This is a genomic window from Halobacterium salinarum DSM 3754, from assembly GCF_008124605.1.
GTDB classification, from domain to species: Archaea; Halobacteriota; Halobacteria; order Halobacteriales; family Halobacteriaceae; genus Halobacterium; species Halobacterium salinarum.
In genome coordinates, this window is the sequence record NZ_VRYN01000003.1 from 166,116 (window position 1) to 185,213 (window position 19,098).

Sequence of the window (19,098 nt, forward strand, 5' to 3'; positions counted from 1 at the left end):
GGCTTTTGTGGGTGCGCCGCCAACGCAGCGCCATGAGCAAAGTGAGCATCGGCCTCCGAGGGTGGCGGTTCGACGAGGATGAACTGTTCGACGGCGACGGGTTCCGGTCGCGCTCGGAGATGGACGACGACACCAGGCAGCGCCTCGAACGCCTGCCACTGTTGCTCGGCCAGCCCTGTGACGTGTGCTATCTCAGCGACGGCGACGACGACGCCACTCCGGACGCCGTCTACGGGGAGCCGGGCGCGGAAGTGCTCGTGTGCAACGCCCACGAGCCGACGTTCTACTACTGGTTCCTGGAGGCGGGCGGCGACGAACACGAGGGCACGGCGGCGCTCCAGGACGCCTTCCACGAGTGGGTGGCCGCCGGCAACCGCGAGCCCGACTGGTACGGCGGCCCCGAGCACGTCGAAACCGACCCCGACGCGGTGCCCGACCCGGGGCCGGATACGTCACAGCTCGCACCCGGTGAGCCGGTGCCGGTGACCGTCGACCTCCCCGAGGACGAACAGGCCAAACTCGACCTGCTCGAAGCCGCCGACTTCGACGGCGTCAGCGATGACCTGGACATCGACGCCGACTACCCGACCAGCGATGAGTAAGCCCGCCGTCGCCATCGTGGACGCCGAAACCGCCGGGAACGTCGGCACCATCGCGCGAGCGATGAAGAACTTCGGGTTCGAGGAGCTGTTGCTGGTCGACCCGCCGTATCTCGGCCGCGACTCCGAGGCGTACGGGTTCGCCGGCCACGCCCGCGAGGACATCCTCCCCGAGGCCCGCGAGCTATCCTTCGACGCGCTGGTCTCGGAGTTCCACACGGTGGGGTTCACCGCCATCACCAACGAGGACGCCACCAGCCACACCCGCTTCCCGTTCCGCACACCGGCGGAGCTCGGGGACAGCCTCCGTGACGTCGAGGCACCGACCGCGCTCGTCTTCGGCCGGGAGCGCGTCGGCCTGACGAACGACGAACTCGCGCGTATCGACGAAGTGGGGTCGATCCCCGCGAGCGACGACTACCCCGTGATGAACCTGGGGCAGTCCGCGACGGTCGCACTGTACGAGCTCCGCGACCTCGCGATGAGCGAAACCCAGCTGCCGGACGTCGAGCGCCACCGCGCCGACGAGGCGGAAATCGAGCAGTTCTACGAGCACGCCAGCGAGTTCCTCGATGCCGTCGACTACCCCGCCGAAAAGCAGGCCAAGACGATGCGGATGCTCCGCCGGATGCTGGGCCGCACGCATCCGACCGGCCGCGAAATCAACACCGTCCACGGGCTGTTGCGCCGGGCCGAGACCCAGCTCCCCGAGGACGACTGACGGCTACGTCGGCTCGCCGGGTGTGTGGCGCGCGTACAACACGATGGGTTCCATCGTGAGCTTGGGCTCGCCGGCCTCGTTTTCGGTGGTCACGCGGGTGCGGACCGTGCCCCGATCGGGCTTGCTCTCGGAGGGCGTCTTCTCCAATACCTCGACGGTCACCGACAGCGTCTCCCCGGGGAACGTGGGGTTGGGCCACCGGAGCGCGTCGACGCCGACCGCGCCGTAGCTGGCGGTGTCCGCGAAGTGGTTGTCCACGAGCAGCCGCATCGTCATCGACGCGGTGTGCCAGCCGGACGCCGCAAGCGACCCGAACAGCGACTCCTCGCGGGCGCGCTCGGGGTCGGTGTGGAACCACTGCGGGTCGTAGGCCTCGGCGAACGCCAGCACGTCGGCCTCGGTCACGTCGTAGCTGCCGAACGACTGCGACTCGCCGACGGTCACGTCCTCAAAGTAGACGGGCACGGCAGACCGTTCGCTCGGCGCGGCGGTAGTCGTTGTGTTCCCGGCAGGCGGCGTTAGAGCTCGGCGTCGTCGGTGGTGTTGCGGACGGCAGCGCCGATGTACCGGTGTTTGACCAGCGCGAACCCGGCGAAGATGACTGCGAACCCGGCGAGCGCGCGCGGCGAGACCACGTCACCGAACAGCGCCCACGCGACGACCGACGCGCCGATGGGTTCGAGGTACGAGACGAGGTTGATCTCGGTTGCGCCGGCGCGCTCGAGCAACACGAAGTACAACAGGAAGCCGCCGGCACCGCAGACCAGCGTGAGGTACGCGAGGCTGGCGAGCGCGGTCGGCGTCCAGTGAACGGCCGTGACGTTCTCGCCGCGCACTGCGGCCCCGACCCAGAGGGCCAGCGACCCGATGAGCATCGCCCAGGCCTCCATGGTCTCGACCGGCAGGCCGCCCCCGCCAGGGAGCTTCCCGGTGAGGACACCGCCGAGCGCGAAGCTCGCCGCCGCGAGGAACACCAACAGGAGGCCGCCCAGGTCGACACTGCCCGCGCTGCCGGGGTTGGCGACGATGACGACGCCCGCGAGGCCGGCCAGCAGGCCGGCCGCCTGCGTGCCGTCGATGGTCACGTTCTCGTGGAGTTTGCTCGCGAACCCTGCGGTCAGGATCGGCGCGAGGCTGATGACGATCGCGGCGATGGGGGCGGAGACGTCGTGTTCACCGAGGTAGAGTGCGCCGTGGTAGATGCCGATGACGAACAGGCCAACCGTGGCGGCGAGCACCCACTCTCGACGGCCACGGGGTCGCCAGCGGTCCGTGGTGTGGGCGGCGTACGCGAGCACGATCAGGCCAGCGATCGAATACCGGATCGCCGCGAACGACAGCGCCGGAACGTCCGCGATACCGATCTTGATGGCGACGAACGAGGACCCCCAGATCGCCGCCAACAGCAGGAACAACACCGTGGTGGGGGTTTCCCCCAGCGTCGGGCGTCTGAAACTCATTATAACTATAACTTGTGCGGAGTACTTTAGACTTTTCTTTAACAGTTGTATCTATACTAGTTGTGCATGGCACTTCACGCGAGAGAATTGGCTCTGAGTGGAATGGCCACAGGTTTTTCACCCCGGTGCACAACCCACGCACATGGACGACCGAGACATCACGATCCTGAAGGCTATCGCGGACCTCGGCACGGGCAGCCCCGAAGCCCTCCAGGAGGAAACCGGCATCCCCGTATCCACCATCCACTATCGGCTCAACAACCTCCGTGACGACGGCGTCATCACCAACGACCTCTACGACATCAACCCCGACTCGATCGGCCTCGACGTCACTGTCGTTCTCGAGGTGCTCACGAGCTACGACGGCGGCTACGAGGACGTCGCCGACGAGATCAGCGCCGTCGAAGGCGTCACGCAGACGTTTTTCACGATGGGTGAAACCGACTTCGTCGTCGTCGCTCGGCTCCCTGGCTCCGACGACGTCGAACGCCTGATCTCGGATTTCGAAGCCCTCGACCCCGTGGACAGAACGAACTCCACGTTCGTCATCGACCGCCACAAGGACGCCCAGCGCGCCCTCGAAAGCTACAGCCTGGACAGCCTCGTCACCGCGCTGGCCGACGAGTAACGCGCCGCTAGGACCGCTGTTGGATCTCCTCGCGGAGCACCTCGCTGACGAGGTCGCCGTCCGCCTTCCCGCGCAGCGCGCCCATGCACTCCCCCATCAGCGCCGAGAACGCGCCCATGCCCTCGGCCGCGACCTGATCGCTGTTGCGCTCGACGACTCCGACGACGGCCTCCCGGACCTCGTCTTCGGCCGCGGAGCCGAGGCCTAACTCCTCGGCGAGAACGGCCGGGTCGCTGCCGGGCTGCTCGGCCAGCGCCGCCAACAGCTCCGGCACCCCCTCCTGTGCGAGGTCGCCGTCCGCGACGAGCCCCAGCACACCCCGGAAGTGGGCGTCCGTCAGCCGCCCAACCGGCACGTCGTCGCGGCGGAGTTCGGTGACCGTCGACTCTAGGGTTTGGGCCGCCAGCGTCGCGTCGACGCCCGCCTCGACCTGCTGCTCGAACAGCTGCCAGCGCCGGCCGTACGCCACCTGCTCGGCGAGTCCGGCGTCCAGATCGAAGTCGGCCTGGTAGCGCTCGACTTTCTCGGTCAGCAGCTCCGGCGTCTCGACGGCCGACGGGTCGGGGTCGACCGGCGGCACGTCCGTCTCCGGATACATCCGCGCCGCGCCCGGCAGCGGCCGCAGGTACTTCGAGGTGCCGTCGTCGTTCGCGCCCCGGGTTTCCTCCGGGACGCCCGCCATCGCGGTCTCCGCGCGCTCCGCGACCGCCTGTATCGACTGGGCGGCGGTCTCGGGGTCGTCGGCCACGATGGCGACCGCGTCGTCCTCGCCCGCGCCGACCGCGTCCCGGAGCGCCGCCACCTCGGCCGCGGTGACGCCGTAGGCCGGCAGCTCGTCGGTGTGGAAGATGCCGCCCGCGCCGTGGCGCGTGGCGTGGTCGGAGAACTCCGTCCCCAGCCGGCGGTCGGCCTGCAGCTCGCGACCCACCAGCCCGTCGAAGCCGTGCAGCGGGACGGCGTGGACCTCACCACCGTCGTCCAACGCCCCCCGAATGACGCCCGACTCGGTGTCCGCGAACACGTCGGTCACGTCCCGGGGCTTGCCCACGGCGGCGTCGCGGGCGTCCAACTCGTCGACGATGTCCAGCAACTCGACCTGCCGCCGGACCTCCTCGCGCACGAGGTCGTCGATGTCGTCGAGGCTCTGCACGCCTTTCATCTCCACGCGCGCGCCGTCAGCGATCGAGACGTTGACGTCCTGGCGGATCGTCCCCAGTCCGCGCTTGACCTTCCCGGTCGACCGCAACAGCATGCCGATGCGCTCGGCGGCCTCCCGGGCCTGGGCGGGCGAGGAAATGTCGGGCTTCGTCCCGATCTCGACCAGCGGGATGCCCAGGCGATCCAGCGAGTACAGCACGCCGTCCTCGCGGTCTTCGATGCGCTGTGCGGACTCCTCTTCGAGCATCAGGTCCTCGATGCCGACCGGTCCCTCACTGGTGTCGATCGCGCCGCCCTCGGCGACCATCGTCGACCGCTGGAACCCGCCGGTGTTCGACCCGTCGATGACGACTTTCCGCATCACGTGCGCCCGGTCGACGGCGTCCATGCCCAACAGGTGGCCGATCTCCAGGGCCGCAGCCAGGGCGTCCTCGTCGAGGCGGTGGGGTGGCTCGTCGTCCTCCTCGACCAGACACGTGGTGTCGTACGCGAGATACTCGAACTCCCGCTCGACCCGGCTCTCCTCCAGGGCGGCCTCGTCGATCTCCCCCAGCTCCGAGCGCGTCGGATGCAGATACCGGGTGAACGTCCGGTCGGCTTCCGCGGGCTCCCGGCGGGTCGTCGGGCACGCACAGAACAGTTTGGTTGCCGTGTCCAGTTGCTGGTGGATCTCCAGCCCGGCAACCAACCCCAGCTCGTCGTAGTCGAACTCGGTCATTATCGATGCGTGGCACCGCGAAGGCAATAAAACCGTTCAGTCCGCGGCCGACCCGGCCGCCGCGGTGTCGTCCCCGCGAACGCCCACGGACAGCAGCGTGCAGTCGACCACGTCGTCGGCCAGCGCGTCGGCGTCACCGCCGTCACGGTCGATGGCAACCGCGCCCCCGCCGGAGAGCGACCGCGACCCCGCCGTGTCGATGACGACGCTGGTCAGCGCCCAGCGCCGCTGGAACACCGTCTGCTTGCGGAGCACCGTCTGCACGCGGTGAGCCGGAACGACCGTGGTCTTGCGCCGCCACCATCCCGCCTGCGTGACGACGTGGTCGCTGTCGCTGTACACGCCCCGGGTCGCGTGCGCCCGCCGGGCCGCCGGCACCGCGAGCGGCACCAGCACGGCCAGCGCGTACCACGGGAACGACACGACGAGCCGGCTCACGAGCGCGCCCGCCGCCACCACGCCCAGCCCCGCGAGCGCGTACCGCCGGACGTAGCGGTCCTGAGCGCGCTCGGGCGGCCGCGAGAGGTCGATGTCCGCGACCGGTTCGATCTCCCGCGCGAGCTCGAACACCGCCGCCCGCGGCGCGATCGGCACCGCCGCCTCCGACCCGCCGCTTGGCGACTGCCCCGGCGCGTACCCCGCCGTCTCGACCGCCAGCGACGCGAACCCGTACCGCCGCATCAACACGCTGTCCTCGACGGACACCGTCTGGAGCTTCGACAGCGGGATGGTGCCGTCGCGGCGCTCGAACAGCCCGCGCTCGTAGCGCAGATCACCACCCACCCGGCGCAACCGGAACCCGTAGAACTGCACGACGCGCACCGCCGCCGACACCAGCCACACCCCGAGCGCGAGCGCGACCGCTCCGGCGACCAGCACCACCATCCCGACATCCGGCACCGCCATGCGTCCGCCGAGGCTCGGCGCGGCGACCGTCGCGACCGCGATGATGCCCGAGAACAGCCGCGGGTTGAACGACAACAGCCCGTACAACAGCAGGTCGCGATTCGACAGCGCGAACAGCAACTCCCCGCGCTCGCCGACGGGCGTCGGCTCACGCGCGCGATCCGCCGCCGACCGCGACTCGCTGTCGGCGTCACCCGCGTCCGGAGTGGCTGCTGTGGCGGCGTCGGCCGCGTCGCCCGGTGTGGTGCGGCGCGTTCGCACGTCGGCTTGCAGGTCCGCAGCCGCCTCCCGGCTGACGAACCGCAGCGACGCCTCCGTGCTGCCGCCGCCGGCGGTCTCCACGTCCACCACCGCCAGCCCGAGCAGCCGCGCGACCAGCGACCGCGTCACGTCGACGTTCTGGACGCGGCGCAGCGGGATTTCGCGCTCGCGCCGGGAGAACACGCCCGACGCGATGTCCAGGCTGTCCTCGGTGAGCTCGTAGTCGAACCGCCTGTAGTACGCGATCTCGTAGGCGACCACCGCAACCACGGCCACCATGACCCCCAGCACCGCCACGCCGGTGAGCGCGGCGTTCCCGCCCGAGAGCGCCGCGCCGCCGATCAGAAACGCCCACCCGAACCCCAGCGCCCGGGACAGCGCCCGCACCGGCACCGACAGCGGATGCAGCTTCATACGGCGTCACCCTCGCCGCTCTCGGGCTCGCTCTCGATCGCGAGCGCGCGCAACGTCTCCTGGGCGTCGGCCGCCCGCTCGCGGGACAGCCCCGGGATCGTGACGTCAGCCCCCCGGGAGCCGGCGGTGTAGACGACGACCCGCCCCAGCCCGAGCACGCGCTCCAGTGGCCCCCGCCGCGAATCGACGTGTTGCACGCGAACGTACGGCACGGTGGTTCGGACCCGCACCAGCACGCCGTGCTCGATGTACAGCGTGTCCTCGCGCACGTCGAACCGCCAGATCCGGTACCGCAACAGCGCGTGTGTCGCCCCCAAGAGGGCCACCACGCCGAACACCGCCACCGCTGCGGCGGCCGACGACACGCCCACGTCCAGGGCGCCGCTGCCGATGCCCGCGGCTCCGGCGAGCACCACGGCAAACACCAGAACACGCCACAGCCAGACGACGACAACGCGCGCGTCGAGTCGCTCCATACGCCGTGTCAGGCCTCCCGACACAAGAAGGTGGCCGGCGCCCGCTACGTGTCGTCGCCGGAGAGGATGCCCCGGTGGGTCATCCCCTCGGGGTCGAGCACGTCAGCGGCCTCCGCCTCCGAGAGGTATCCCTTCTCGACGACGACCTCCGTGACTGTTTTCCCCTCCTTCAGCGCGGCCTTCGCGACCTCGCTGGCCTTGTCGTAGCCGATCGTGGGGTTGAGCGCGGTCGCCAGCGCCATCGAGCGCTCGACCTGCGCCTCGCAGGCGGCCTCGTTGGCTTCGAGCTTGGCGACGAACTTCTCGCCGAAGGCAGCGCTCGCGTTGGCGAGCATGTCCGCGGACTGCAGGAAGTTGTGCGCCAGCACGGGCTTGTAGAGGTTCAAGTCGATCTGCCCCTCCGCGGCCCCCGCGGCGATGGCGGCGTCGTTGCCCACGACCTGCTTGTGGACCTGGTTGACCGCCTCCGCCACCACGGGGTTGATCTTCCCGGGCATGATCGAGGAGCCGGGCTGGTTCTCGGGCTGCTCGATCTCCCCCAGCCCGTTGCGGGGGCCGGAGGCAAGCAGCCGGAGGTCGTTGGCGATCTTGTTCAGCGACCCCGCGACCGTGCGCAGCGCGCCGTGGGCCTCGTTCATGGCGTCGTGGGCGGCCTGCGCCTCGAAGTGGTTGTCCGCCTCACGGAACGTAACGCCGGTCTCCTCGCTGATGTAGCCGGCCGCCGTCTCCGGGAACTCGGGGTGGGTGTTCAGCCCGGTGCCGACGGCGGTGCCGCCGAGCGCGAGCTCCGAGAGGCGCGGGGCAACGGCCTCGATGCGGTCGATGCCCTTCTCGACTTGGGTGCGGTAGCCGCCGAACTCCTGGCCCAACCGCACCGGCGTGGCGTCCTGCAAGTGCGTGCGCCCGGTCTTCACGACGCCGTCGAACGCGTCCGCTTTGTCGTCGAGTTCCGCTGCCAGCGTCTCCAGGCCGGGTTTGACGTCGTTGACGAGCGCGTCGAGGCTCGCCACGTGCATCGCGGTCGGGATCACGTCGTTGCTGGACTGGCCATAGTTCACGTGGTCGTTGGGGTGCACGACGCGATCCCCGATCTCCTCGCCGAGGAGCTCCGCGGCGCGGTTCGCGATGACCTCGTTGGCGTTCATGTTCGAGGACGTCCCGGACCCGGTCTGGAAGACGTCGACCGGGAACTGGTCGTCGTGCTCGCCGGCGATGACCTCGTCGGCGGCCGCGACGATGGCGTCGGCGCGCTCGTCGTCAACGAGGCCGAGGTCGCGGTTCGCCTGCGCGGCGGCCTTCTTGACGACGCCGAGCGCGCGCACGAACCGCCGCCCGAACGCGATCCCCGAGATCGGGAAGTTCTCGATCGCGCGCTGGGTCTGTGCCCCCCAGTAGGCGTCAGCGGGAACCTGCATCTCGCCGAGGCTGTCCTGCTCCGTGCGGTAATCCTCGCTCATACGTGGGCGGTCTCCCGGCGGCGCGTAAAAGCCATCGGAACCAGTCGCCGTGGTTGAACACACGCCCTGACGGACCGACCCGACTCGGCGGCGTGTATGCACGCCCCAGACGGCATGCGCGGCGGCTTGCAGTTCCCGGCCAAGTGGGCTGGCGACGGTCGCCGCGACCCCGCGGCCCGCCGGCTACCGAGCGCCCGCGTGGCTCATGCGTCGCGGTCGCTGCGTGGGCGTGTCGTGAGCTCCAGCGCGTGGATCTCAGTCGTCATGGCGTCGCCGAGCGCGTCGTACACCATGTCGTGTTGGTCGACCAGCGACACGCCCTCGAAGGCCGGGGAGACAACGACGGCTTCGAGGTGGTCGTCGTCATGGGGGCCACGCGCCCGCGATACGGTGGCGCTGCAGTCCGCCTCGAACCCGGCTTCGATCCGCGCTTCGATGTCGGCGAGATCCATGCCTGTGCGTGAGCGCGCGGTCGGTAAACACTCCCGGATCAGCGCCGGTCACGTCCACCGGTCGAGGCCGGTCTGTGCGGCCGCGGCGTCGATGCGCTCGAACCCCCGGGCGACCGCGTCGGCGTCGACCTCCCACTCGTCGGTGACGAACGCGCGGGCCGCGTCGATGGCCGGCGACACGTCGGGGTCGATCACGTAGTCGTCGGTCACGTCGGGGTTCAAGAACAGCTCCCGGATGCGGTCGCCGTGGGCGACGTGCTCGCCTTCGGCCGCCAGCACGTCCCAGAGGTCGCCGTGCTCGCCGATCGCGTCCAGGGCCGTTGTCGGTCCGAACCCGTCGATCCCGGGGTTGAAATCCGTCCCACAGAGGATTCCGACGTCGACGAGTTGCTCCCACGTCAGGTCGTGTTCGGCGAGCGTCGCGTCGAAGTCCATCAGCTCCGGGTGGCCGGAGCTCGTGAGCTGGCGCAGCGTCACCGGCGACCCAAGCAGCAGGCAGTCGTAGTCGTCGCTGCCCGCGTAGTCGACGGCGTCGTCCGTCCGCGTCATGTATGCGGCCTGTGCTTCGCCCTCCGCGGGGGCTTCGACTTGCGGGATGTCCAACAGGTCGAACAGCTCCCGGGTGGTCTCGTGGATGGTGGGCGTGAGTCGCTGCGTGCGCGCGTCCAGGCGCGCCGCCTCGGCGGCGTCGCCCGCCTCGCGGGCGTCGTCGAGCTGTTCCTCGTAGCGCTCGCGTTGCTCGCGGCGGTCGGCGATCTCGTCGTCTTTGAGCTCGGTGACCCCGCCGTCCCAGACGAACACGGGCGTGAGGCCGTGTTCGAAGAACTTCGGCAGGCCCTGCACCGCGCCGACGAGGTTCGCCACTTCGGTGCCGTCGCTGGTGGTGTAGACGTCCGCGCCGGTCCACTGGACGGTCGTGGTGAGGTACTTGTACAGCCAGTTGTGGGCGTCGACGGCCACCACACTCCCTTCGAGGTCCGCGAAGGGAGTCTCCTCGATGGCCGCGAGCTGCCGGAGGTCCGCGTTCCCCATCACGCCCAGTTCGGGTGCCCGCGGTTTAACCGTTGAGCTGTGGCGGCGTTACCACTCGACTCGTGCTGGCGGCGACGCCCCACGTGTGCGGTCGAGAAACGCCGCCTCCTCGGGCGAGAGGTCGCGCTCCCGGTACCGGTCGAGGCCGTCCTGGTAGCCGGCCGCTCGGTGCTCGCAGGGGCGTTCCAGCACGAGCTCGGCGATGCCCGTCTCCTGGCCCGTGAATCCGAAGCCGGCCTTGTGCAGCGCCTCGTACGCGAAGGGGTTGTTGACGGCGATGCGCACGCACTCGTGGTCGCCCAGCAGGTGGGCGGCGGCGAACGCGCAGAGCCGCGCACCGATGCCCGCCCCGCGGCGGTCGCCGCGCACGGTCACGTACCGCAGCCACGCCGCGTGGGCGTCCGTGCGGTCTTCGTTGAACGAGACGGCACCCACAACGTCGTCGACGGGGTCGTCAGCCGCCCGCGCGTCGGGCGGCCAGTCGTCGCCGCGCTTGGCGAGGGGCGCGCCCTCGTAGGCGACCGCCTTCCCCGTGTTCGACATCACGAACTTGCCGGCGTAACTGAACGCCTCCCAATCCAACAGCAGCGTCGGCCCGTCGTGGTGATCCCCCAGGACCGCATAGCGCACGCTCGGCCGTTACGCCGGCAGGCCAAAAGACTGCGTGGTTGCCCGTCGAAACCGGGACATCCTTGCCCCACGAGGTGGAACCCGCGGATATGACGCTCACTGACGTCGACGGTCGCGCCGTCGCACGGTTCCTCCCGGGGGACGTGGTTGTGATCCTGGTGGTGATCCTGGCCGGCACGCTCCGCCACGGCACGTTCACGCCCCAGGAATACGCCGGCGTCCTGTTGCCGTTCCTCATCGGGTGGCTGGCCGCGGCCCCCCTCGTCGGCGCGTACAGCGCCAGCACCGTAGCATCCAACCGGCGCGCCATCGTGCTCGCGGCGGGCACCTGGTTGGCCGCGGACCTCATCGGTCAGCTCATCCGCAACACCGCCGCGTTCCCCGGGAACGCTGACCCGACGTTCTTCCTCGTGATGTTCGCCACCGTCACGGCCGGCCTCGCGATCGCCCGGTTCATCACGCTCGTCGTCGTTGATCTCCGGGGGTCGTAATCCGGGCATCGCCAGCCCGGAGTCCCGCCGCCTCCTCAATCCTTTTCGTGGCTTCGGACGAATCAACAAGCGTGACAGCGACGATGTTCCTTTCGGCTGACGAGATCGCAGGACTGGCCACACCCGCCGACTACGTCGACGCGGTGCGCAGCGGCTACCGACAGCGCGGCGAAGGCGCGCCCGCCGAACCCCGCACCGCGCTCCTCCGCGAGGACCCCGCGGGCATGTTCACGGATTACTCCGCGCTCCTCCCGGACGACGGTGTCATGGGCGGGTACACGTACAGCGCCGGGTTCGGCTCCGGCGACGCCTGGTTCATGACGCCGCTGTACGACGCCGACTCCGGCGCGCCGCTGGCGCTGCTCGACGGCGCGTCGATGAACCCCCTCAAGACCGGGGCGGCCGGCGCGGTCGGCGTCGACGAACTCGCCCGGGCGGACGCCAGCGAGCTGGCGGTCATCGGCAGCAGCGCACAGGCCCACGGCCAAGTGCAGGCAACGGCCACCGTCCGCGACCTGGACACGATCCACGTGTACTCGCCGACCCCCGAGAGCCGCGAGTCGTTCGCCGCCGACCTCGACGCCGACCTCGACGCGTCGGTGTCGGCCGTCGAATCGAGCGCGGCCGCGGTCACGGGCGCTGACATCGTCATCACCGCCACCAGCGCCAGCGAGCCGGTGTTCGACAGCGACAACCTGGACGCCGGCACGCACGTGACCGCGATGGGCCAATACCACCCCGAGAAGCGCGAACTGGACACGGCTGCCATCGAGCGTGCGACCTACGTCCCGGACCTGCGCGGGCGCACCACGCAGGACGCGGGGTCGTTCATCGCGGCCGTCGACGCCGGCGTCGTGGACAGCGACCACATCCACGCCGAGCTCGGTGACGTCGTCGCCGGGACGGCACCCGGCCGCCAGAGCGCCGACGAGATCACCGTGTTCGACAGCGGCGGCACGGGCATCGAGACGGTGGCGGCCGCGAACATGCTGTACGAACGCGCCGTCGAGCAGGACCTGGGCTCGGAGCTCGACTTCGCGCCCGCCAGCGAAGCGCTGTACGGCGAGTAACTACAGGTAGGCAGCCACGCCGAGCGCGTCGAGGATCGGAATGCCGGCGGCGACCGCGCCGACGAGGTAGCCCGCGATCGCGCCGCCGTTCAACAGCGGCAGACCGGCGTGGGCGCGGCCCGCGAACACCATCCGCATCAGAACCAGCAGCCCCACCAGGGTGCCCGCCATCGCGGTCAGCGGTGCCAACTCGATCCCGGCGACGACCGGCGGCGTGTCCAGGAAGAACGCCGCGCTGGCCACCATGATCGACGGCATCACGGCGTCACCGAGGCCGATGAAGTACGCGGGCCGGTCGGCGGGCGCTGCCGCCTCGCGTTCGCCCGCCTCGGCTTCGTCGGCCGTCTCGGCGGCGTCCTCGACGAACGAGTACGCCAGCGTCGTCGGAACGACCAACACGATCGGCAGCCGCAGCTCCATGACCCCGGAGGCCAGCGTGAGCATGTGCTCGGTGCCGTAGACGCTGATCGCGTCGTACACCGCCAGCGCGGTCAACAGCACGATCGCGGGGAGCACGCCGAAGCTGATCCCGAACAGGGCGGCCGCGCCCATCCCCATGATCGCGCCCGCGGCGTCGATGACCCACCACTCGGGGTACGCGTACAGCGCCCCCACGAGCGCCAGGGCCGGACCCCACACCGCGAGGTTCACGCCCGCAACCACGACCGCGGGGATCGCCACGGCGAAGACGTACGACGCGACCAGGCCGCTGGTCACCAGGACGACCCCCCGGAGGATCCATTGTTTGTCGTACTTGATGACCAGCAGAATGCCGCCGGTCGCAACCAGCAGGAACGCCACGTAGACGACGCTATTGAGCGGGTTCTGTGGGTTCTCCGTGGACTGCAGGCCCGCGCTCTGGAAGGGCTCAACCAGCGCGAGCGCGCCCACTTGGACGACGACGAACAGCGCGACGACGCCGGCGAGCACGGCGGCAACACGCGTCGAATCGTTCATGCTCCGAGTGTGTGCGCGCCCCCCGTTTTGCAGCTTCGGTCTGTCGGGTGGCGGCCTACCGCTTGTAGAGGGTGTCCCCGACGAGCCCCGGCAGGTGAACGCCGTCGTCCGGTGACACCGCCAGGTAGGGGCGTTCAACCGGCCCGAACACGTCGACGACGCGGCCAACGGTGTCCAGTTGTTGGTCGACAAGCATCGCGCCGATCGGCGGGTGGGCGTCCGCGTCGGTGCGCACGACCGCGATGGTGCCCGCGGTCCGCGTGACGCTGCCGGCGCGCTCCATCAGTCCCGGAGCGCGCCGACGTACGCGGCGACGGCCTGGACGAGCGTGTTCTTCGCGTCGTCGGCGTCTTTCACCAGGACGCGGCCCGCAGCGTCCCAGTGCCGCCGTGGGTACGCCACGTCGCGCTCGACGACGGCGTCGTAGCCGACCTGCTGGACGGCGGTCGCGATCTCGTCGATGGACGGCTCCTCGACGGCAAGCTCCATGGGGACGCGGCGGCCGTCGCGGCGGGACAGCGCCGCGTCGAAGTACGCGGGCCAGATGACGTTCTCAACCATACGCGTCGCTACCGGGCGGAGGAATGAAACGGTGTCGGCCTACCGGCGTGCGACGAGCGCAGCGCCCGCCAGCGCGCACACCGCGGCTGCGACCCCGAATCCGGGTGCCGTGCCGTCCGCTGCGTCGGTGGGCGGCGCCGTCGACGTCGCCGTCGTGGTCGCCGACGGCTGTGCGTCGAGCGTCGTGTTGATGGTGGTGTTGTGGAACGCGTTCGCCATCCGCGCCATCGGCTCCACGATCCGCGGCGCGGGCTGGTTGATGTGGTTGGTGTTCACCGCAACCACGTTGCCGGTGGCGTACGCGGTGGTGTTCCGGACGACCGACGACGGCGCAACGAGCGCGGACGCCGTGGCGTCAAGGCGGTCCGCGGAGACGCCGGTCACCACGACGTCGGGGTCTTGGGAGACGATGACCTCCTCGGAGAGCTGCGGGTACGATGAGGTGGTGTTCACGTCGGCAGCGATGTTGTGGCCGCCGGCCGCCTCGATGGCCGCGCCGATGAACGTGTTCGGGCCGGCGGTGTAGCCGTCACCGAGGTGGTAGTAGACGCGGGGCCGCGCGGAATCGGTGTCCGGCACGGCGTCCGCGATGGCGGCGACGCGGTCCCGCATCTCGGCGGTGGTGGCGGCCGCCGCCGCGCAGTTGCCCGTGAGCCGGCCGATGGTGGCGGTCTTTTCGACGACGCCGTCGATGCTCGTGGCGGCCCGGAACTGGAAGACGGTGATGCCGGCCGACCGGAGCCGCGTGACCGTGGTGTTGCGGACGGTGTTCGGCGCAAGCACCAGATCCGGGTCGAGGCCGACGACCGCTTCGACGTTCGTCTGCGAGGGTTGGCCGCCGGAGACGACCGTGCGCTGGCTGGCCGTGGGCAGATACGTGCCGAACTGGGAGACGCCCACGACGGCGTCGCGGTCGCCGAGCTCCCACATGGTTTGTGCCGCACTGGGGTTCAGCGTGACGACGCGCTCGGGCTCGCTGTCGAGTGTGATCGCGGTGTTGCTGGCGTCGGGTTCGGTGACCGGAAACGAGCACGCCCGGTCGGCGTCGGCGTGCTGTGCTGGCGGCTGTGGCGCGAGCGCGCCCGCCGGAGCGGTCATCGTCACGGCGAGCGCCACGATCACGAGGGTGGCGAAGCGGCCCCGATGCATACACCACCGGTCTCGCGACCACAATAAATATTTGACTACCGAAAGTACGCTTGGGCTCAATGCGTGAGGCGTCCGCGAGAGCGGTGGCGTGGTCGGCGGCTGCCGGGGTGTTGCTCGTCGCGGTGCTGCTCGTGAGCGCCACGATCGGCCCGGAACCGATCACGCTGCGCACCGTTGCGATGGCCGCACTCACCGAGCTTGCGGTGCCGGTTGGCGCGTCCGTCACGATGCACACGCACGCCGTGCCCGTCGTCAGCGGTGGGCTGCCGTGGCCGGCGCTCACCATCGCCTACGCCGCCCCGCTGCAGTTCGGCGTTCCGGAGACCGCCCAGGTGATCGTCGGCACGATCCGGCTGCCGCGGATCGTGCTCGGGGCAACCGTCGGGGCGTCGCTCGCGATCTCGGGCGCAGTGCTACAGGGGTTCTTCCGGAACCCCATGGCCGACCCGTCGATCGTCGGCGTCTCCAGCGGGGCCGCCGTGGGTGCTGTCGCCGCCATCACCCTCCCGTCGGTCGTCGTCATCGGCGTGCAGCCCGCGGCCTTCGCGGGCGCGCTGATCGCGGCGTTCACCGTGTACGCCATCGCCACCAAGAACGGCCACACGCCGACCGCCACCCTCCTGCTGTCCGGCGTCGCCGTCCAGACCCTCCTGGGCGCGGTCACCTCCTTTCTGGTCGTCAACTCCGGCCGCGAGATCCGGCCCGCGATGTACTGGCTGATGGGCACCCTCCACGGCAGCCGCTGGCACGACGTCGAGGCCGCGCTCCCCGTCGTGGTGGTGGGCAGCGCCGTCCTGCTGGCGTACGCCAGGGAGATGAACGTGTTGCTGGCCGGCGAGGAGGACGCCCACACGCTGGGCGTCGACGTGGACCGAACGAAACGCCTGTTGCTCGCGGTCGCCAGCGTGGTCACCGCGGCCGCCGTCTCGTTCGCCGGCGCGATCGGGTTCGTGGGCCTCATCGTCCCCCACGCGGTCCGCCTCGTTGTCGGCCCCGATCACCGCGTGTTGCTGCCCGTGAGCGCGCTCACCGGGGGGGCGTTCCTCGTTGCCGCCGACACCGTGGCGCGCGCAACCGCCACCGAACCACCGGTGGGCATCATCACCGCCCTGATCGGCGCGCCGTTCTTCCTGTACCTGCTGCGCGACCGTGAGGTGCGCGCGCTGTGACCCTCGACGTCACCGGCCTCGACGTGGAGTTGGCCGGCACCCGCATCCTCGACGACGTCCACGCGTCCATCCGGGACGGCCACCTGGTCGGCGTCGTGGGGCCCAACGGCGCGGGCAAGTCGACGCTGCTGCGCGCCATGAACGGCCTCATCACGCCGACCGCCGGGACGGTGCTGGTCGCGGGCGACGACGTCCACGCGCTGTCCTCGGCGGCCGCCAGCCGCCGCATCGCGACCGTCCCCCAGGACGCCAGCGTCTCGTTCGAGTTCACCGTGCGACAGGTCGTCGAGATGGGACGCCACCCCCACACGACGCGGTTCGGGACCGACACCGACACGGCGGTCGTCGACCGCGCGATGGCGCGGACGGGCGTCGCGCAGTTCGCCGCCCGCGACGTGACCTCGCTGTCCGGCGGCGAGCGCCAACGCGTGTTGCTGGCGCGCGCGCTCGCCCAAGCGGCACCCGTCCTTCTGCTGGACGAACCAACCGCAAGCCTGGACGTCAACCACCAGATCCGGACGCTGGAGGTGGTTCGTGACCTCGCCGACAGCGAGGACCGCGCTGTGGTCGCCGCGATCCACGACCTCGATCTGGCGGCGCGATACTGCGATGAGCTGGTGGTGGTGGCTGACGGGCGCGTGCACGACGCCGGCGCGCCCCGCAGCGTGCTCACGCCCGACACCATCCGGGCGGCCTTCGACGCCAGGGTTGCCGTCGGCACGGACCCCGCGACGGGCGCAGTGACGGTGACCCCGCTTCCCGACCGCACGTCCGCGGCCGCCGACACCAGCGTGCACGTCGTCGGCGGCGGCGACAGCGCCACACCGGTCGTCCGCCGCCTCGTCTCCGCCGGCGCTTCCGTGAGCGTCGGCCCCGTCGTCGAGGGGGACACCGACCACGAAACCGCACGCCGCGTTGGCTGTCCGTGTACCAGCGTTGCGCCGTTCACTCGCCTCGAAGACACGACCGCCGCGTCGGCGACCCGCGCCGACATCGCGGCCGCCGACGGTGTCGCGGTGCCGGTTGCCGCCGCGGCCCGGCCCGGCGTTCGGGGCCTGCTGACCGACGCCGTCCCGACGCTTGCCGTCGGCGACGCGGCGGGTGCTCCGGAGTGGGCCGACAGGCTCGTGGCCTGCGACGCTGTCGTGTCCGCAGTCGGTGCACTTGCCGACACACCGTCGGACGGCGTGTAGGCGGTCACGGCCGGACAAGCTATGCGTATTGGGAACGTATTACGTGGACATGGATCGCACGGCAGCCATCAGGCTGGCCGGCATCACCGTCGTGGTGACGGCCGCAGTGGTCGCCAGTCAGCCGGCAGTGTTCGAGCACACGGCCGACCGGGGTGCAGACAGAACGCCGCCCGCGACGGCCAACGGCGCCCCAACACCCCACTCGGAGACGATCCACAAATCCGTCGTGCTCTCCAAGACGCCGGACGAACCCGGCCGCATCGACGCCACAGTCACCTACGACATCCCCGACTCCGTGACCGAACTCTCGGTGTCCCCGCCGAACCGCACGACACGCGTGTCAGCCAGTGGATTCGACCCGAGCACCGACGGCTACGAGTGGACCGGCCGGCAGGACGCACCAACGCTTCGCATAACGGTCACCGCCAACCAGAGCGCCGCCGCGCCGCCCAGCGACGAGCGCCACCAGGCCGGCGAGTACTCGTTCGTGGACGCCGGCGACTGGGCGCTCGTCACGGTGCCCACGGTGCGGACCAGCTGGCGGTGGTCGGACGCCGACGACGTGTCCGTCTCGGTGTCGGAATCGGTCTCCGTCGACGGCCCCGGCGCGACTGGCGGCGAAATCGCCTACCTCGGGCCGGTCATCGAGCGCACGCGCACCGCTCACGGACAGACCATCACGCTCGTCACCCCCGAGCGCGCCGGCCTCGTGGAACCGCCGGCGGCGATCCTGGACACCGTCACCGCGGCCGCAGGCCGCCTCCAGGTCGGCGGGCGCGACGATCACGTCTGGCTCCTGGCAGCCCCACGAGCGCCGCTCCTCGGGCCGCGGGGCGTCGAGTACGGCGGCAGTGACGCCTGGGTGGGAGCCGACGAACGGCTCAACACCGCCACGAACGTCTGGCTGCACGAATACGTCCACACGCGCCAGGCGTACGACACGACCGCCTCCGCCAGGTGGACCATCGAGGCCACCGCCCAGTACTACGCCGCGTTGCTGTCGCTGCGGCTCAACGCCACGACCAACGACGCGTTCCGGCGAACGATCGCGAAAGGCGCCGACGAGCCGTGGCGCAGCGCCGTGCTGTCCACCCCGGAGACGTGGGCTGTCGGCGCGAACTACCGGAAGGGCGCGCTCGTCTGGGGCGCGCTCGACCGCCGTGTCCGCGGTGCCACGGACCGGACGGCGGACGGGCAAGCAGTCCTCCGGCGGCTGAACGACCGCGAACAGCCGGTGTCGAACGCGGACGTGGTGGCTGCCGTGGCGGCAGCCGGCGACGACGACGCCGCGGCGGCCACGAAGCGGGACACGACATCCCCGACGGCCCCGTCGATGTGGCCCCCGACCGCTCGCCCCGCCCCACTGGACTCGCCCGCCGGATCGACACCCATCGGCCAGCCCGCTCGCGGCCCGCTCCCGCCGTTGAACGGCGCGCTCGCTCCGGCAGCCACCACGACAGCCACGGCCCACCATCGATGACCGTACACCCCCGCCGGTCACGCGTGGTCGTCGGCGCCGGCGCCACTTCCCGCCCCGCGAAACGAACGCACGCCGTTTATGACACCCGACCTCCACAGTCGAACACGACACAGCTG

The 19,098-nt window shown here is 70.6% G+C and carries 21 protein-coding genes; 8 read left to right on the forward strand and 13 right to left on the reverse strand.

The window, feature by feature from the left end:
* The first annotated feature begins 32 nt into the window (after positions 1–32).
* Positions 33–602: a hypothetical protein gene (locus tag APQ99_RS08960; RefSeq protein ID WP_010902976.1), complete on the forward strand. Its 570-nt coding sequence runs from the start codon at positions 33–35 to the stop codon at positions 600–602.
* The gene (locus tag APQ99_RS08965; protein ID WP_012289315.1) at positions 595–1,320 is read left to right on the forward strand and encodes an RNA methyltransferase; all 726 of its coding nucleotides are present in this window, start codon (positions 595–597) and stop codon (positions 1,318–1,320) included. Before APQ99_RS08960 ends, APQ99_RS08965 begins: the two co-directional genes overlap by 8 nt.
* Positions 1,321–1,323: 3 nt before the next feature.
* Here APQ99_RS08965 and APQ99_RS08970 read toward each other — a convergent pair whose 3' ends face one another.
* On the reverse strand, positions 1,324–1,785 hold the full coding sequence (locus APQ99_RS08970; RefSeq protein ID WP_010902978.1) for a MaoC family dehydratase: 462 nt from the start codon (positions 1,783–1,785) through the stop codon (positions 1,324–1,326).
* A 53-nt stretch (positions 1,786–1,838) separates the two neighbouring features.
* Positions 1,839–2,780, reverse strand: coding sequence for a DMT family transporter (locus APQ99_RS08975; protein WP_010902979.1), 942 nt, complete (start codon positions 2,778–2,780; stop codon positions 1,839–1,841).
* Positions 2,781–2,922: 142 nt separating this feature from the next.
* Here APQ99_RS08975 and APQ99_RS08980 point away from each other — a divergent pair, with 142 nt between their 5' ends.
* Positions 2,923–3,408, forward strand: coding sequence for an Lrp/AsnC family transcriptional regulator (locus tag APQ99_RS08980; protein WP_010902980.1), 486 nt, complete (start codon positions 2,923–2,925; stop codon positions 3,406–3,408).
* Between the two features lie 7 nt (positions 3,409–3,415).
* Here APQ99_RS08980 and gatE read toward each other — a convergent pair whose 3' ends face one another.
* The 7 genes from gatE to APQ99_RS09015 form a co-directional block, all read right to left on the reverse strand.
* Positions 3,416–5,284: a Glu-tRNA(Gln) amidotransferase subunit GatE gene (gene gatE / locus APQ99_RS08985; protein ID WP_010902981.1), complete on the reverse strand. Its 1,869-nt coding sequence runs from the start codon at positions 5,282–5,284 to the stop codon at positions 3,416–3,418.
* A 36-nt stretch (positions 5,285–5,320) separates the two neighbouring features.
* Positions 5,321–6,865, reverse strand: coding sequence for a PH domain-containing protein (locus APQ99_RS08990; protein ID WP_136361470.1), 1,545 nt, complete (start codon positions 6,863–6,865; stop codon positions 5,321–5,323).
* Positions 6,862–7,341, reverse strand: coding sequence for a PH domain-containing protein (locus APQ99_RS08995; protein WP_010902983.1), 480 nt, complete (start codon positions 7,339–7,341; stop codon positions 6,862–6,864). The genes APQ99_RS08990 and APQ99_RS08995 overlap by 4 nt, the downstream gene beginning before the upstream one ends.
* A 44-nt stretch (positions 7,342–7,385) precedes the next feature.
* Entirely contained in the window at positions 7,386–8,798 is a 1,413-nt protein-coding gene (locus APQ99_RS09000; RefSeq protein WP_010902984.1) for a class II fumarate hydratase, read from the reverse strand.
* 203 nt (positions 8,799–9,001) lie between these two features.
* A complete protein-coding gene (locus tag APQ99_RS09005; protein WP_010902985.1) occupies positions 9,002–9,250 on the reverse strand; it encodes a BolA/IbaG family iron-sulfur metabolism protein in 249 nt (82 codons plus the stop codon).
* A gap of 48 nt (positions 9,251–9,298) precedes the next feature.
* Positions 9,299–10,282 (reverse strand): flap endonuclease-1, encoded by a 984-nt coding sequence (gene fen, locus APQ99_RS09010; RefSeq protein WP_010902986.1) that lies wholly within the window; start codon positions 10,280–10,282, stop codon positions 9,299–9,301.
* Positions 10,283–10,330: 48 nt separating this feature from the next.
* Complete coding sequence (locus tag APQ99_RS09015; RefSeq protein ID WP_012289316.1) at positions 10,331–10,912, reverse strand: GNAT family N-acetyltransferase; 582 nt, start codon at positions 10,910–10,912, stop codon at positions 10,331–10,333.
* 89 nt (positions 10,913–11,001) lie between these two features.
* Between APQ99_RS09015 and APQ99_RS09020 the strand changes: the two genes are divergently transcribed.
* Both APQ99_RS09020 and APQ99_RS09025 read left to right on the forward strand, forming a co-directional pair.
* Positions 11,002–11,403, forward strand: coding sequence for a DUF3054 domain-containing protein (locus APQ99_RS09020; RefSeq protein WP_010902988.1), 402 nt, complete (start codon positions 11,002–11,004; stop codon positions 11,401–11,403).
* Positions 11,404–11,474: 71 nt separating this feature from the next.
* Positions 11,475–12,473: an ornithine cyclodeaminase family protein gene (locus tag APQ99_RS09025; RefSeq protein WP_049892505.1), complete on the forward strand. Its 999-nt coding sequence runs from the start codon at positions 11,475–11,477 to the stop codon at positions 12,471–12,473.
* Here APQ99_RS09025 and APQ99_RS09030 read toward each other — a convergent pair whose 3' ends face one another.
* Genes APQ99_RS09030 through APQ99_RS09045 form a run of 4 tightly spaced genes read right to left on the reverse strand, consistent with a single transcriptional unit; the run spans position 12,474 to position 15,140 of the window.
* A complete protein-coding gene (locus APQ99_RS09030; RefSeq protein WP_010902990.1) occupies positions 12,474–13,430 on the reverse strand; it encodes a presenilin family intramembrane aspartyl protease PSH in 957 nt (318 codons plus the stop codon). It lies immediately after the preceding gene.
* A 55-nt stretch (positions 13,431–13,485) separates the two neighbouring features.
* A complete protein-coding gene (locus tag APQ99_RS09035; protein WP_010902991.1) occupies positions 13,486–13,713 on the reverse strand; it encodes an H/ACA ribonucleoprotein complex subunit GAR1 in 228 nt (75 codons plus the stop codon).
* On the reverse strand, positions 13,713–13,991 hold the full coding sequence (srp19, locus tag APQ99_RS09040; RefSeq protein WP_010902992.1) for a signal recognition particle subunit SRP19: 279 nt from the start codon (positions 13,989–13,991) through the stop codon (positions 13,713–13,715). Before srp19 ends, APQ99_RS09035 begins: the two co-directional genes overlap by 1 nt.
* A 39-nt stretch (positions 13,992–14,030) precedes the next feature.
* Positions 14,031–15,140 carry a PGF-CTERM-anchored ABC transporter substrate-binding protein gene (locus APQ99_RS09045; protein ID WP_010902993.1) on the reverse strand — a complete coding sequence of 370 codons (1,110 nt, stop codon included), beginning with the start codon at positions 15,138–15,140 and terminating at the stop codon, positions 14,031–14,033.
* Positions 15,141–15,199: 59 nt separating this feature from the next.
* On the opposite strand from APQ99_RS09045, the gene btuC reads away from it, so the two are divergent.
* Genes btuC through APQ99_RS09060 form a run of 3 tightly spaced genes read left to right on the forward strand, consistent with a single transcriptional unit; the run spans position 15,200 to position 18,982 of the window.
* Positions 15,200–16,309 (forward strand): vitamin B12 ABC transporter permease BtuC, encoded by a 1,110-nt coding sequence (btuC, locus tag APQ99_RS09050; protein ID WP_010902994.1) that lies wholly within the window; start codon positions 15,200–15,202, stop codon positions 16,307–16,309.
* Positions 16,306–17,502 carry a heme ABC transporter ATP-binding protein gene (locus APQ99_RS09055; RefSeq protein WP_136361471.1) on the forward strand — a complete coding sequence of 399 codons (1,197 nt, stop codon included), beginning with the start codon at positions 16,306–16,308 and terminating at the stop codon, positions 17,500–17,502. Before btuC ends, APQ99_RS09055 begins: the two co-directional genes overlap by 4 nt.
* A gap of 49 nt (positions 17,503–17,551) precedes the next feature.
* Entirely contained in the window at positions 17,552–18,982 is a 1,431-nt protein-coding gene (locus tag APQ99_RS09060; RefSeq protein ID WP_136361472.1) for a hypothetical protein, read from the forward strand.
* The last annotated feature ends 116 nt before the right edge of the window (positions 18,983–19,098 follow it).

Excerpts from the sequence above, each read along its gene's own strand:
- APQ99_RS09060 (WP_136361472.1), top strand. The coding sequence starts at position 17,552 with ATGGATCGCACGGCAGCCATCAGGCTGGCCGGCATCACCGTCGTGGTG.
- srp19 (WP_010902992.1), bottom strand. The coding sequence starts at position 13,991 with ATGGTTGAGAACGTCATCTGGCCCGCGTACTTCGACGCGGCGCTGTCC.
- APQ99_RS08980 (WP_010902980.1), top strand. The coding sequence starts at position 2,923 with ATGGACGACCGAGACATCACGATCCTGAAGGCTATCGCGGACCTCGGC.
- btuC (WP_010902994.1), top strand. The coding sequence starts at position 15,200 with ATGCGTGAGGCGTCCGCGAGAGCGGTGGCGTGGTCGGCGGCTGCCGGG.
- APQ99_RS09020 (WP_010902988.1), top strand. The coding sequence starts at position 11,002 with ATGACGCTCACTGACGTCGACGGTCGCGCCGTCGCACGGTTCCTCCCG.
- APQ99_RS09045 (WP_010902993.1), bottom strand. The coding sequence starts at position 15,140 with ATGCATCGGGGCCGCTTCGCCACCCTCGTGATCGTGGCGCTCGCCGTG.
- APQ99_RS08975 (WP_010902979.1), bottom strand. The coding sequence starts at position 2,780 with ATGAGTTTCAGACGCCCGACGCTGGGGGAAACCCCCACCACGGTGTTG.
- APQ99_RS09030 (WP_010902990.1), bottom strand. The coding sequence starts at position 13,430 with ATGAACGATTCGACGCGTGTTGCCGCCGTGCTCGCCGGCGTCGTCGCG.
- APQ99_RS09000 (WP_010902984.1), bottom strand. The coding sequence starts at position 8,798 with ATGAGCGAGGATTACCGCACGGAGCAGGACAGCCTCGGCGAGATGCAG.
- gatE (WP_010902981.1), bottom strand. The coding sequence starts at position 5,284 with ATGACCGAGTTCGACTACGACGAGCTGGGGTTGGTTGCCGGGCTGGAG.
- fen (WP_010902986.1), bottom strand. The coding sequence starts at position 10,282 with ATGGGGAACGCGGACCTCCGGCAGCTCGCGGCCATCGAGGAGACTCCC.
- APQ99_RS09035 (WP_010902991.1), bottom strand. The coding sequence starts at position 13,713 with ATGGAGCGCGCCGGCAGCGTCACGCGGACCGCGGGCACCATCGCGGTC.
- APQ99_RS08990 (WP_136361470.1), bottom strand. The coding sequence starts at position 6,865 with ATGAAGCTGCATCCGCTGTCGGTGCCGGTGCGGGCGCTGTCCCGGGCG.
- APQ99_RS09005 (WP_010902985.1), bottom strand. The coding sequence starts at position 9,250 with ATGGATCTCGCCGACATCGAAGCGCGGATCGAAGCCGGGTTCGAGGCG.
- APQ99_RS08965 (WP_012289315.1), top strand. The coding sequence starts at position 595 with ATGAGTAAGCCCGCCGTCGCCATCGTGGACGCCGAAACCGCCGGGAAC.
- APQ99_RS08960 (WP_010902976.1), top strand. The coding sequence starts at position 33 with ATGAGCAAAGTGAGCATCGGCCTCCGAGGGTGGCGGTTCGACGAGGAT.
- APQ99_RS08995 (WP_010902983.1), bottom strand. The coding sequence starts at position 7,341 with ATGGAGCGACTCGACGCGCGCGTTGTCGTCGTCTGGCTGTGGCGTGTT.